At 69.3% G+C, this 13,844-nt stretch carries 8 protein-coding genes and 1 tRNA gene; 6 read left to right on the top strand and 3 right to left on the bottom strand.

Translation table 11 applies throughout. The features are described 5' to 3' along the window. Positions 1–34 precede the first annotated feature (34 nt). Positions 35–808, top strand: a complete 774-nt coding sequence (locus KYX17_RS05235; protein WP_243225818.1) for an ATP-binding cassette domain-containing protein — start codon at positions 35–37, stop codon at positions 806–808. A 96-nt stretch (positions 809–904) separates the two neighbouring features. Beyond that, a tRNA-Asn gene (locus KYX17_RS05230) sits at positions 905–977 on the top strand. A gap of 53 nt (positions 978–1,030) precedes the next feature. Here the strand turns inward: KYX17_RS05230 and KYX17_RS05225 are convergent. Beyond that, a complete protein-coding gene (locus KYX17_RS05225; RefSeq protein WP_243225816.1) occupies positions 1,031–1,864 on the bottom strand; it encodes a mechanosensitive ion channel family protein in 834 nt (277 codons plus the stop codon). Positions 1,865–2,074: 210 nt separating this feature from the next. On the opposite strand from KYX17_RS05225, the gene KYX17_RS05220 reads away from it, so the two are divergent. From KYX17_RS05220 to KYX17_RS05205, 4 genes are all read left to right on the top strand, one after another. Beyond that, a complete protein-coding gene (locus KYX17_RS05220; protein ID WP_243225815.1) occupies positions 2,075–10,498 on the top strand; it encodes a DUF5979 domain-containing protein in 8,424 nt (2,807 codons plus the stop codon). A gap of 88 nt (positions 10,499–10,586) precedes the next feature. Next, complete coding sequence (locus KYX17_RS05215) at positions 10,587–11,720, top strand: AI-2E family transporter (protein WP_243225813.1); 1,134 nt, start codon at positions 10,587–10,589, stop codon at positions 11,718–11,720. Positions 11,721–11,752: 32 nt separating this feature from the next. Further along, entirely contained in the window at positions 11,753–12,193 is a 441-nt protein-coding gene (locus KYX17_RS05210) for a DUF6325 family protein (RefSeq protein ID WP_243225812.1), read from the top strand. Between the two features lies 1 nt (position 12,194). Then, positions 12,195–12,551: an SHOCT domain-containing protein gene (locus KYX17_RS05205; RefSeq protein ID WP_243225811.1), complete on the top strand. Its 357-nt coding sequence runs from the start codon at positions 12,195–12,197 to the stop codon at positions 12,549–12,551. A 64-nt stretch (positions 12,552–12,615) separates the two neighbouring features. Here the strand turns inward: KYX17_RS05205 and KYX17_RS05200 are convergent, their stop codons facing one another. Both KYX17_RS05200 and def read right to left on the bottom strand, forming a co-directional pair. Further along, entirely contained in the window at positions 12,616–13,131 is a 516-nt protein-coding gene (locus tag KYX17_RS05200) for a septum formation family protein (RefSeq protein ID WP_243225810.1), read from the bottom strand. A 123-nt stretch (positions 13,132–13,254) separates the two neighbouring features. Next, a complete protein-coding gene (gene def, locus KYX17_RS05195; RefSeq protein ID WP_243225809.1) occupies positions 13,255–13,821 on the bottom strand; it encodes a peptide deformylase in 567 nt (188 codons plus the stop codon). Between the last annotated feature and the right edge of the window lie 23 nt (positions 13,822–13,844).

Below are 13,844 nucleotides of genomic sequence, written 5' to 3'. Positions count from 1 at the left end.
GCGCGGTATACCGAAACCGGGAGAGGATGGGAGCATGTCTCGCAGGCCGCCTTCTCCGAACGTGATCGACTGCTCGGACCTGGTGATCGACCGGATCGGACACGGCGGGGCCACCCGCGCCGTGGACGGCGTGACCTTCCAGATCCCTCCCGGAGGACTGCTGTGCGTCGCCGGCCCGACGGGGTCGGGCAAGTCGACGCTGGTCGCCGCGCTCGCGGGTTCGACCGACCCGTCCGTGAAGATCGTCGGCGGCAGCGCCGAGGTCTGCGGCGTGAACGTCCGAAAGCCCGGGCGGCGACACCGCGAGCTGACCTACCAGAGCGGCTTCGTGCCCCAGGGCGCGGGCGCCGACCTGCCCCCGAGCCTCACCGTGAACGAGGTGATCGCGGAGCCGATCCTCATTCGTGAGAAGCGCGTCAACGCCAAGGCGCTGTCGATCCGGATCGCCACGCTGCTGGATGAGCTCCACCTCCCGCTGGGCACCGCGGCGAAGTTCCCGTACGAGCTCAGCGCCGGCATGCGCCAGCGGGTCGCGATCGCGCGCGCCTTCGTGCTCGAACCGAAGGTGCTCATCGCCGACGAGGTGCTCGCCAACCTCGACCTCGAGGTCCGTCCCGTCGTGTTCGACGCCATCACGCGCCGTCGCACCGAGCAGGGCATGGGGGCCCTGCTGGTCACCAACGACGCCGCATTCATCCGGGAGCTGAAGGCCGAGACGCTGATGCTGCGCGCCGGGCACGTCGTCGCGCGCGGCGTCGGGGACGACCTGCTGTGGGTGCCGAATGCCGAGGCCGACTCGAAGCGCTGAGCGCGACACACCCGGCGGTGCGGAAACACCCGCCGATGTCATTCGCACCCCTGGACGTTTGCTAAGCTTGGGGAGTTGCTTCGGCAGCGAGCCTGATCCTCGATAGCTCAATTGGCAGAGCAGCCGGCTGTTAACCGGCAGGTTGTTGGTTCGAGTCCAACTCGGGGAGCGACATGACCCCCATCCGATTCGTCGGATGGGGGTTCTTCGTTCCCTCGGAGCTCAGGGCGCCTCGGGCGCGATCAGCGGCGGCGCAGCCGCGGCATCCGTCACGACTCCGGCGATTCCGGCGCGTTCCAGTGCCGCGGCGACGCCGACGACGACGGCGGACGTGACCGTCGCGGCGTGCAGCGGATGATGCCAGAACTGCAGACGGAGGATCCATCGGCCGTCGGAGACCTCCTGGACGAGGACGCCGACGGGCTCCCGTGCGTGGACGCCCTCCGTCCCCGCGGCCGCGTCGGCGAGGATGCCGGTGAGCGCTTCCAGGTCGCCGGAGCCCGTCCGTGCCACGCGCACCTGCACCTCGCTGCGCCTCGCGCCATGGCGCGAATCGTTCACGAGGATGTCGGACAGCAGGCGCGCGTTCGGCACGTGCGCCGTGCGGCCATCCGCCGTCACGACGATCACGGAGCGTCCGTTGAGCTCCTTGACCACGCCCGTCAGAGGCCCGTCCGGCCCCTCGAACAGGATCTCCTCGCCGAGCCTGACCGGCTGGCGGGACTGCACGAGGACACCCGCGGCGAAGTTGTCCGCGACGCCGCGCAGCACGAGGACCACGACGACGACCGCGATGATCGTCACGGCCAGCAGGGGCTGGATGCTGGCGCCGAGGAAGCCGAGGCCGATGCCGATCCCGAGGAAGATCAGGACGTACTGCACGAGCCGCGCGGCGACGTCGACCATCGTGTCGGAGACCCCCGGCGCCCTTCGTCCGAGGGCCAGGATGCCCTTGCGCGCGTACCGGGAACCGATCCAGCCGGCGATCACCGACAGCGCGGCGAACACGAGCTGCCACACCGTGACGTTCGTCGGGATGAACTGCGTCAAGTCCACGGCCGCTCCGATTCTGGGCGTGGCCTCGTCCGCACGCCCGTCTCGCTCCGACGATGGTAGTGCGCGCTCCTCCTGCACCGCATCCGCGGCGCACCCGATCCGCCGATTCACCCGCTTCGGGTGACCCTCTTCCGACGGGACGGAGCCTCTGCAAGACTCGCGGTCATGCGGCCGCGCGCTCTGGTGGCCGCAGGGATCGGAGCGGGTGGGATGAGCACGACGAGCAGACCTCACGGATGGCGGCGCCGGATCGCGGCGGGGGCGACGGCGGTCGTACTGGGGATCAGCACCGTTCTCGCGGGCTTCGCGCCGGCGGCCTACGCGGCGGACGGCGACGTCGAGGTGGACAAGATCGCGAGCGTCGAGACCGTCGCTCCCGGCGAGTCGTTCAGTTACACGATCACGGTCGCCTGCACCTCGATCACGACCGGCTGCGTCAACGCGGTGCTGGACGACGTCGTCCCGAGCGAGCTCGAGGTCCTCAGCGCCGCCGTCGGCACGGGGCTGGAGGGCGACCTCACGATCGACGGGCAGTCCGTCCACGTGGACTTCACGATGCCCATCCTCGCGGGCGGACAGGGGCTTCCCGGCGGGACGACCGGCACGGTGACGATCCAGGTGCGCCTGCCCGAGGACGCGCCGTACGAGCTCAACGGCGTGCCGATCACGAACACGGCGATCACGAACGCGGACACGCAGACCTCGGGGCCCCTCGACGCCTCGGACGTCGTGACGCCGGTCATCCCGCTCGAGCTCGAGCCCGTGGTGGCGAAGTCGATGGATCCGGCGAGCGCCGTCGCCGCCGCGGGCACGCCGGTGACGGCCACGGTCAGTACGGAGAACGCGTCCAACGCCCAGCTCGATCAGATCGTGATCACCGACCCTGCCGACCCCGCCGCGGCGGGCAATCCTTTCGAGACGCTGCCGTTCACGGGTCTGGGGACCGTCACGTACCCCGAGGGCGCTGAGCAGGCGCAGGTCGAGGTGTGGAACGGCACCGACTGGGTCGAGGGTCCGGTCACGACCGCGCCGGAGCAGCCCACGACCCCCGCCTCCGTGCCGGACGATGAGGTCCTCGGCGTCCGCATCACGTTCACGGACACCGACGGTGAACGCATTCCGGTCGGTGCATCCGCGAGTGCCGATATCGGCATGGAGCAGCCCGAGGACGTGTCCGAGCTCGGGGACGTGACCGTCACGAACACGGTCGACGGCGCGATCACCCGAGACGGCACGACGGAGGCGGCCGAGGACTCCGCCACGCATCAGATCGTGGCGGAGGACATCGAGATCGGCACGACGAAGTCCTTCGATCCCGCCGAGGTCGCCGCGGGTGACACGAGCACCGCGACGATCTCCTCGACCAACGACAGCGACTTCGCGCTGACCGAGATGTCGATCACCGAGCCCGCCCTCACCGGCGACGACCCGTCCGAGGGCGGTTTCGACGCATCGATGCAGTTCGACGGTTTCTCGGGTCCGGTGTCCTATCCCGCCGGTGCGACGGGAGCGACGATCACCTACTACTACGCCGACGGGGCGGCCGAGGGCCCGACCGCGTTCGCCGACGGGGAGATCCCACCGGATCCCTCCGGCGATCCGGTGCGGTTCCAGATCACGTTCACCGGGGAGATCGCGCCGGAGGCGGGCACCAGCATCCCGTTCGACGTGCAGACCGACGCGGATCAGGCGGGCTATCCCGCGACGCTCACGAACGTCGCGACGACGACGGGCGTGGGGCCCGCCGGCGGCGTTGTCCGTGAGGACGCTACGGCGGACCTTCTCGTCTATGAGAAGCATCTCGAGACGACGACGACCAAGTCGATCTACCCGGGCACGATCATCGATCGTCCGGGGGAGTGGGTGATGGTCACGCTCAACGGCTCGATCGATCCGTTCCCGCAGTCGACGACGGACGCGACCGAGATCGTCGTCCAGGAGCCCTCCGTCGTCCCGTACACCGTGGACGGCTCGTTCTGGGACGTGTTCGACGCGACCGACATCACCGAGACCGCCGTCCCCGCGAACGCGACGCTCGCGATCAACTACTGGAACGGCACCGAGTGGGTGCCGCTGCTCGACGCGGACGGCGAGCCCGTGGTGGTCGAAGGACCCACGGTGTTCAGCATGGACATCCCCGACTCCGAGCAGGAGGACATCCTCGGGCTCCAATTCGTGTACACCGCGGACGACGGTACGAGCTTCCCGCCAGGGACGACCGTGGCCCCGCATTTCACGGCCGCGATCCGCGACGCCGAGCGCGACCCCGCGTCCGAGACGACCGCCCCCGTGGATGTGGCGAACTGCGGGGTGACGGATGCCGAAGGTGCGGACGCCCTGCAGGCCACGCCGAGCGCGGACTCGGTGGGATGCGCCCAGGTGCATCTCGATCCCTTCGACCCGGACGAAGGTCCGGACGTCCTCGACAAGGAGCTCGATCCGAACATCGTGACCTCGCGCTCAGGCGCCGAGGTGACCGCGACGCTGCACTGGTCGACCGGCGGGTACAGCGGACTCGACGAGGTCGTGATCCAGGACGAGGCGGATCCGCCGTCGACCGACGCCGCCTCTCTCGCGGGTTCGTTCTACGATGCCTTCGACCTGGCGGGCATCGCCGAGATCACGTCCGCCATGGACCCCTATCTGCAATACGACGAGATCACCGCCGTCGAACTGTGGGACGGCGACTCGTGGGAGACGCTCCAGAACGATCCGTGCGCGGACGTCTGCGTGGGGGGATTCCCCGGCGTCACGCTGACCGACGAGGATCGGGACGCGGCCCTGGGGATCCGGATCGTCGTGCAGGAGAGCCGCGATCGCGCGAGCGCGGCGGCCGGCGATCCGACCGCGCCGCCCGTCGGCAGCGGCGTGGCGCGTTCCTCGGGGAACGACCGCCAGATCGAGCTGCTGTTCGAACTGCGCGACGATCGGCGCTCGGACGGTGAGCCGGCGATGGGCGACCTCGACTACAACGCCGTCGAGGACCCGGACGACCCTGAGGTGGGCACGGTGCTCGACCTCGCCGGCGTCACCGGCACCACCGGCGGCGAGGAGGTCATCCACACCGAGGACTCCGACACGATCGGGATCGTCGACGTGCCGCTGAACGTCGACATCGCGAAGACATGGACGAACAGTCCCTTCGGCATCCCGCCGGACGGCACCCCCGCCGACGAGTTCCCGACCGGCCGGGTCACGCTCCAGGCGACCAACCTCACGGCGACGCGCGTCGACACGGTGTCGATCACCGACCCGGCGCCGGGCAGCGCGCAGAACCCGTTCCTGTACTTCGACCTGGACGACATCCGCTCGATCACGATGCCTGCGGGCGCCGAGTCCGCCGAGGTGACCCTGTCGCACGACTCAGACGGGGACGGTCTCGCGGACGGCGACACGACGCACACGATCGACGAGGTGCTGGCGATGTCGTCCTCGGAGCTGCTCGACGTGGTGGGCATCGTCGTCCTGTATGAAGGGCGCATCGAGCCGAACGCGGTCGGGACGATCGAGATGGACCTGCGGATGCGCGAGTTCGTGCGCGGAGAGCCGGGCAACCGCGTCGACGACGACGAGGCGAGCAACGAGAGCCCCGTGACGAACGTCGCGGAGGCTGCGGTCACCGATGCCGGAGGCGGCACGGACGAGAACACGCCGACTGCTCAGGACCAGGCGACGGTCGTGTTCGAGGAGCTCTCGCTCGAGGTCGAGGCCGGCAAGTCCTTCTCGGTCGACTCCCAGACCGAACCCGATGACGCCCCGGTCACGATGACGCTCACCGGCCAGCCGACCGGCTCGGCGCGCGTCCAGGGGATGCAGATCCTCGACGACGAGGCGACGTTCTGGAATGCCTTCGACTACGTGGGCATCGACGCGTCGTTCGCGCTCGCGACCCCCATCAACGTCGTGAAGATGGACGTGCTGACCGGCGGCACGTTCACGTCGCTCGCCGACGGCGCCGTGGTGGTCAACGACGGAGCGTCCTGGGTGGAGGGGGAGTACCTCAGTCAGGCAGACTTCCTCGCGCAGCCGCTGCCCGCGGGTGTCACGCCCGCCGAAGTCCAGGGAGTCCGCTTCACCTTCGCGAACATCGTGGACGGCGAGTTCCAGCAGTGGGAGAACCCCATCACACCGCTGCAGGAGGTGCCGATCACGGTCCAGCGGCGCACAGATCTGCGCAGCGGCGGCGAGGTCCCCAGCGACCGCTCCGACCTCGAACCGGCGCCCGGAGAGACCGCGGCGGGGCAGTTCACCAACCAGACCACGGTGACCGCGTGCGCCAACCTGCAGTCCACCTGTGAAGAGGGTCAGGCCGGTGTCGTCAGCGACATGGCCGAGGACCTGATCGGGTATCTGCACGCCGAGTCGGCCGTCGAGATCACCAAGACGCCGACCGAAGGAAGCCAGTTCGCTCCGGACGAGGTGATCCCGTACACGATCACCGTGACCAACACCGGGGCCTGGCCGATCGAGAACCCCGTCATCGTGGACGATCCCGTAAGCGACGGCGAGCTGATCCTGGATCCCGAGGCCGGTGAGGAAGGGCCCTACTCCTACGCGTCGACGAACGACGCGATGCCGACCGACCCTGCCGACGTGACCGTCGTCGAGGCGGACGGGGCGTGGACGTTCACGTTCCCCGAGGGCAGTCGCATCGACCCGGGGCAGAGCTACACGATCACGATCGACCTCGTGATCGCCCCCGGAGTGGCCGGCGGAACGCAGATCGCGAACACGGCCAGCGTGAGCGGTGACCGCCCGCTGGACGAGTGCAACGGGGCGGCGGGCCCCGTCGACGAATGCTCTGCGGACACTTTCGTCACGGTGCTCGCTGCCGGCGCGGTGCGCTCCGGCAAGGGGGTGCGTCCGATCGACACCGAGCTCGGGGCATTCAACACCACGACAGGGGAGAACTGCACACCCAACGTGCCACCCGCGTTCGACCCCGACGACGAGGGCTTCTACATCGCGCCGTGCGTGCCCGTCGCCAAGCCCGGTGGCGAGGTCGAATGGCGCTACACCATCGTCAACACCGGGAACATCCCGATGGACCGCATCGTGCTCACCGACCGGCTGCCCGTGCCCGGTGACACCGGCGTGATCAGCGACCTCGATCGCGGCAGCCAGTGGCGTCCGATCTTCGACGGCGGGGTCGAGCTCGTCGAGGCTCCCGCCGGAGCCACGATGACGTGGGAGGTCACCACCGGCGAGGTCTGCGCCGACGATCTCACGACCACGCTCACCCCGGTATGCGCGGAGGGCGACTGGGTGGACCCGTCGACCGTCGACCTGGCGGACGTCACCGGCGTGCAGCTCACGATCGACCTGCCGACGCCGCTCGAGCCGCTCGGTGTCCTGCTCGCCGACTTCGACACGATCGCCGCGCCCTACGCGCCGGGTGAGGGACCGGCGCTTCTCGAGGACCGCCCGATCGCGTGGAACACGGTGGCTGCCGGAGCGCATCTGACCGAGGAGCAGTCCAGCGGGACATCCGACATGATCCCGACCGAGGGAGTTCGCGTCGGCGTCTCCCTGGCGACCGGGGCGCTGGTGGTGGAGAAGACCGTCAGTGGCGCGGGAAGCGACTTCGCACCGGACACGTTCGACGTGCAGCTCCTGTGCGTGTCCGCCGTCGGCACGCCGGTGGAGACCTCACTGCCGCCGATCGACCTCACTCTGACGGCCGGGGAGCCGCAGACCGTCGAGGGTCTCCCGTGGGGTGCAGAGTGCTCGCTCCAGGAGGGGGAGAACGGCCAGGTCGACGCGTCCGGGACGGGCGGCGTCGTCACGGACGTCGAGCCGTACGACACCGCGACGCTCGACAACGTGTACGAGCTGGCCTCGATGGAGATCACCAAGACCGTGACCTCCGACGCGGTCGACGCGAACGGCGACCCGGTGCCGTACGGCCCGTTCGAGGTCACTGTCGCCTGCACCTTCCTGGGCGAGGACGTGTACGCGGAAGGCTACGGACCCGATGAGCCGATGGTGTTCGAGATCTCCGACGGCGAGACCGTCGAGTTGACCGGGCTCCCGGCGGGCGCCGAATGCGTCGTCTCCGAGACCGACACCGCCGGGGCGGTCACCGTCACGACCAGCGGATCCACGGCGGACGGTCCGGTGTCGGACGGCGACGAATCCGGTGTCACGGTGATCCTGACCCCGGACGAGGACGGCAGCGCCACCAACGACGCGGCGGTGGACAACGCCTTCGGCGTCGGAGGCCTGCAACTGCTCAAAGTGGTGGACCCGGCCGATTCGCCCTTCGCCGGCGGCCCCTACACGGTCCAGGTCGAATGCGTCCTGGGGGAGGTGACGACGTGGTCGGGGGAGTTCGTCTTTGATGCGGAGACCGACGACCCGGCGACCCCGGACGACGACACGGACCTCGAGGCGAGCATCGAGAACATCGCGGCCGGCAGCGTCTGCACCGTCACGGAGACGGACGGCGGCTTCGCCACGAGCACATCCGTGTCGCCCGAATCGGTGACCGTTCCCCTCGACGACGTCGTCGAGGTGACGGTGACGAACACGTTCGCGGAGGGCAGCGCCACCGTGACCAAGCAGATCACGGGTGACACCCAGTGGGCGGACACGTCGTTCCAGGTGTCGCTGTTCTGCATCGACACGACCGGCGTCTCTCTGAACGTCGACATCCCCGGCGGCGCCGACCGCACCTTGGACGCCGCGGGGAACTGGACGACGACCTACGATCCGCTGCCCGCCGGCGCGCTCTGCATCCTCAGCGAGACCGATCCGGGATCCGCGGCCAGCACCCAGATCCTCGACGCGAACGGCGAGCCCGTCGGGTTCTGGCGCGTCCAGGCCGACACGGAACTGCAGTTCACGGTCGTCAACACCTACGAGGTGGGCAGCCTGGAGGTCACCAAGACGACCTCAGGTGAGGGCGCCGAGCTGTGGGGCACCGGAGAGTTCACGGTCTCGCTGGAGTGCACGGCCGTCGTGGACGGGGTCGAGACGACCATCGAGATCCCGGGCGGAGCCGATCGGACCCTGCAGGTGACGGACGACCCGGCGACGGCGACCGCCGTCTACGACGGGCTGCCGCCCGGAGCCGAATGCCAGGTGAGCGAGACCGACGACGCCGGAGCGAGCGCGACGACGATCACTCCGGAAGACGGCCTGGTCACCGTCGGCGGAGCCGACGAGCCCGTGCAGGTGTCGATCGACAACGCCTTCGACGTGGGGGAGATCGTCGTCACCAAGGACATCACCGGAGACGGCGCTCAGTGGGCGACGGGCGAGTTCGAGATCTCGCTGGCCTGCACCTGGAACGGCGAGAGCATCGAGATCCCCGGAGGGGCCGTCCGCACGCTCTCCGCCGAGAGCGGGCTGGCGACCACCTACGAGGACCTCCCCGACGGCGCGCAGTGCCAGGTGAGCGAGACCGACGCCGCGAACGCCTCCGAGGTCACGATCACTCCGGCCGACGGGGCCGTCGTCGTCGAACCCGGTGCGTCCGTCGCCGTCCAGGTCGAGAATCGCTACGACGTCGGGTCCATCGTCGTCGACAAGGTCGTGACGGGCGACGGAGCCGATCTCGGCGACGACACGACGTTCCGGGTCAGCCTGAGCTGCGTGTGGATGCTGCAGGGCGAGCTCGTCGCGCTCGACGTCCCCGGCACGGCCGTGCGGCTTCTGAACGAGCGCAATGACTACCGCACGGTGTACGAGGGGTTGCCGAACGGGGCGGAGTGCACGCTCACCGAGACCTACGACGGTGGAGCGGGGGCGACGACGCTCGTCCCGGCGGACGGCGTCGTCACGGTGGAGGAGAACACGGCGGTGCGGATCGAGGTCGTCAACCACTTCGACGCAGGATCGCTCGAACTGCTCAAAGTGCTCGAGGGCTCGGGTGCCGAGTACTTCGGTTCGGGTCCGTTCACCCTGCACGTCACGTGCGAGCTCGAGGACGGCACCGCGACGCCGCGCACGGTGTACGAGCAGGACGTGATCCTCGGGGGCGGCGAGCCCCTGCAGGCGACGATCGACGGCATCCCGACCGGCTCGGTCTGCGGAGTCGTCGAGACCGACGATTCCGTGGCGGATGCTCAGCAGATCGACGGTTCCCCGGCGACGATCGGCGACGGGGACACGGTCACGGTCACCGCGACGAACACGTTCCTCACCGGCAGCGTCGTGGTGGAGAAGACGATCACCGGCGAAGGAGCCGCCGAACGGGGCACGGGGCCGTTCGAGGTGACGGTGCAGTGCATCGATCCGGCGAACGGGCGCGAGCTCGTCGACATCCCCGGCGGAGCCGCCCGCGAGCTGAACGAGGGCAACGGATACCGGACCGTCTACGAGGTTCTGCCGGCGGGTGCGCTGTGCGGAATCGCCGAGACCGATGACGGCGGTGCGGACGACAAGCAGCTGCTCGACGAGAACGGCGAGGAGATCGGGCTCATCACGCTCGACAGCGGCAGCCGGGCCGGCTTCTTCCTCGTGCGCGCCGACGTCGAGCGCGGGTTCGAGCTCGTGAACACGTTCGATGCCGACCCGCCGCTGCCGGCGACCGGCATGGATCCGATGGCGACGCTGGGCGTCGTCGCGCTCGGCATCCTGCTCCTCGGCGGGGGAGCGCTGATGGTGTTCCTGGTTCGCCGTCGGTCGTGACGGCGCGCGCGTCCCGCCACCGGACCGGCTCATCTTCCCGGGGTGAGCCGGCCAGGCGGCGTCGCGGAGCGCGGGTACCGTTCACAGCGTGAGCGATCTCGAATCCGAGCAGCCGACGAACGGGGGCGTCGCGCCGTCGCCCCGCCGTTCGGCGCTGCTCCGCTTCGTGCCGGGGCATCCGCTGATCTCGGGCTTCACGGTCGCGCTCGGGGTGATCCTCGCCGTCGCGCTGTCGGCGACCGTGGCGTCGCTGTCGACGGTGCTCATCTCGATCTTCCTCGGCCTGTTCCTCGCGCTCGGACTGGACCCGGCCGTGCGCGCCCTGGAGCGCCGCGGCATCCGGCGCAGCCTGGGCATCGCGATCGTGGCCGTGGCCTTCCTGGTCCTGATGATCGTGATCCTGCTCGTGGTCGTGCCGGCCACCGTCCGCCAGTTCGTGACGGCGCTGCAGGCCGCGCCGGACGCGATCGCCGCGATGCAGTCCAGCGACTGGTATCGCTCGCTGGAGGCGAGCCTGGGGATCGACCTGGGTGTGGTGATCGAGGAGAGCATCCGCTCCGCCACGGATCTGTCCTCCTTCCTGGCCATCTCCGGCGGAGTGCTGCGCGCGGGCTTCGGCATCGTGGGCGCGATCTCCAGTTTCGTGATGGTCGTGGTGCTGACGCTCTATTTCGTCTCGTCGCTCGCTGTGATGAAGACCGCGCTCGCGAACCTCGTCCCCGCGTACCGCCGTCGCCGGTTCTCGGATCTCGTGGAGCAGATCACCGGATCGGTCGGCGCGGTCGTCGCGGGCGGGATCACCCTGTCCACTATCAACGCGCTCGTGGTGCTCGTGCTGCAGATCGTGATCGGATCCTCGGTTCCCGCGCTCATGGCGATCGCCGCGTTCTTCATCACGCTCGTGCCGCTGATCGGTTCACTGATCTTCCTGCTGATCGGCTCCATCGGCGCGCTGTTCATCAGCCCGTGGGCGGCACTGGCGTTCCTGGTGCTGTACTTCCTCTACATCCAGGTCGAGGCGTACTTCGTGACCCCGCGCGTCATGGGCAGGGCCGTCGCCGTGCCCGCCGTGCTCGTCATCATCGGCGCGATGGTCGGAGCCACGCTCATGGGGCTGCTCGGGGCGCTCGTGGCCATCCCGATCACGGCCTCGATCCTGATCATCATCCGCCAGGTGGTCGTGCCCCGTCAGAACGCGCTCACCATCGCGCCGGATGCCTGAGACCGAATGATCCGACCCTCAGAAAGGAAAACATGACTGACTTCCGATTCGGTCCCGTCGAGATCTATCTCGTCGGGTTCGAGGGCGAGCGTCCCGATCCGGCGACGCTCGGAGCCCTCACCGACCTCCTCGCGAGCGGGCTCGTGCGCCTGCTGGACTTCGTGCTCGTCTCGAAGTCCGAAGACGGGGAGCTTGCGACCATCGAGATCGACGCCGAGGCGGATGCACTCGGACTCGGCGGGGTCGAGCTGCACGCGGCCGGCATCGCCGGTGGTGAGGACATCGAGGAGTTCGGCGAGCAGATCCCGCCAGGCGGATCCGCCGCCCTCGTCGTCCTGGAACTGGCCTACGCCCGGACCCTTGCCGAGCGCTTCGATGCCAGCGGCGGAGTGCTGCTGCGCAGCGAGCGCGTCCCCGCCCCCATCGTCAACGCGATGGTCGACATCCTCGAGAACGACGAAGAAGGAGAGTGACATGCCGCTTCGCAGAATGGGGCGCCCCGGCCTGATCGGCCTCGCCGCCCGCACCGCGGTCGTCGCCGGCACCGCCTCGGCGGTCTCCGGCGGGATCGCGCGCAACCAGCAGCAGCGGGCTCAGGCCCAGTACGAGCAGCAGCAGTACGAGGCCGCACAGCAGCAGGCGCAGATCGACGCGGCCGCGCAGGCCGCCGCGGCGCAGTACGCGCCTGCCGCTCCGGCGGCGGCTCCTGCGGCGGCGCCCGCGGGCGGCAACGACATGCTGGCGCAGCTTCAGCAGCTTGCCGCGCTCAAGCAGTCCGGCGTGCTCTCCGACGAGGAGTTCGCCGCGGCGAAGGCCAAGCTGCTCGCCTGAAGCCGGGACACGAGAACGCCCCGCCGACAGATCGGCGGGGCGTTCTCCGCAAGAAGTCAGCGACTCAGCGTGCCGCACCCTTCAGGCTGCCTTCGACGTCCCCTGCCGGGTCGAGGATCAGGCACTGGACGAGGCGGTCGTTGCCCTCGGTCCAGCTCGACTCCGTCGGCTCGTACCAGGTGATGTCCAGCGTGGACTCGTCGTACGAGAGTCCGACGAACTCGCCGAACGCCGGGAGGCACTGCGCCTCGACCTCGGTCTGGATCGCGTCGCTGCCGGGGAACTCGCCGTCGGCGAGCTCGAACTCGTGATAGACCTCGTAGCCGTGCGGCTCGTCGCAGGGGACGACATCCGCGTCCGTCTGCTCGGCGCCCGACATCGCATCCGCCGGCAGGCAGTCGCCGAGCTTGAGCTGGAAGATGCTGATGTTCGACTCTTCTGTGACCTCGCCGGTCTCCTCGTCACGCGGCGCGTCCCCCGAGAACACGCTCGTGATCGCACTGCAACCGCTCAGCGCGATGCTCAGCGCGACCGCGGAACCGGCCAGCGCGAGCGCACGGCGCGTACGCATCTTCATCATTTCGTTCCCCCTCCGAGAACCTGCTGTGTCAGTGGGGCGGATCGCCCCACCAGACGACGGTAGTCGGGGCCGAATCTGGGATGCAACTTTGAGGACCTGATGAAAATGCTGTACGCGGGTGCCTCAGGCGTCGAGGTCGTCCACCCCGGGCGTCCAGCTGCGCCCCGGCCTTCCCCATCCGCGCTTACGGGCGATCTTCTGCACGGTCTTCCAGTCCCCGTCCGACAGTCGGTCCACGTACAGGATGCCGTCGAGATGGTCGAACTCGTGCTGCATGATCCGGGCTCGCCAGCCGTCCACCTCGATGCGGACGTCGGCGCCGTCCAGATCGATGCCCGTGACGAGCACACGGTCAGCGCGGCGCAGCGGGAAGCGCTCCCCGGGGAACGACAGGCACCCCTCGGACTCCTCGTCCGGGTCGGGGGATCCGGGCTCGGGCGGACTCATCCAGAGCACCGGATTCAGGATCGCGCCTCGCCACGGACGGTCCTCGTCGTCGACGTAGCTGTACGTGTAGATGCGCAGGGGTACGCCGACCTGCGGTGCGGCGAGCCCGACGCCCGGTGCCGCGTCCATCGTCTCGAACATGTCGGCGACGAGCGTGCGGATCTCATCGGTGATCTCCTCGACCTCGGCGGCGGGAGAGTGCAGGACGGGGTCGCCCATGATGCGAATCGGAAGAACAGCCACGCCACAACACTAATGCGCTCGGC

This window comes from Microbacterium sp. CIAB417 (assembly GCF_022788845.1).
This window is presented reverse-complemented; position numbering and strand designations above follow the sequence as displayed.

Coding starts and splice junctions, on each gene's coding strand:
- KYX17_RS05235 (WP_243225818.1), top strand. CDS start 35: ATGTCTCGCAGGCCGCCTTCTCCGAACGTGATCGACTGCTCGGACCTG.
- KYX17_RS05220 (WP_243225815.1), top strand. CDS start 2,075: ATGAGCACGACGAGCAGACCTCACGGATGGCGGCGCCGGATCGCGGCG.
- KYX17_RS05210 (WP_243225812.1), top strand. CDS start 11,753: ATGACTGACTTCCGATTCGGTCCCGTCGAGATCTATCTCGTCGGGTTC.
- KYX17_RS05205 (WP_243225811.1), top strand. CDS start 12,195: ATGCCGCTTCGCAGAATGGGGCGCCCCGGCCTGATCGGCCTCGCCGCC.
- KYX17_RS05200 (WP_243225810.1), bottom strand. CDS start 13,131: ATGATGAAGATGCGTACGCGCCGTGCGCTCGCGCTGGCCGGTTCCGCG.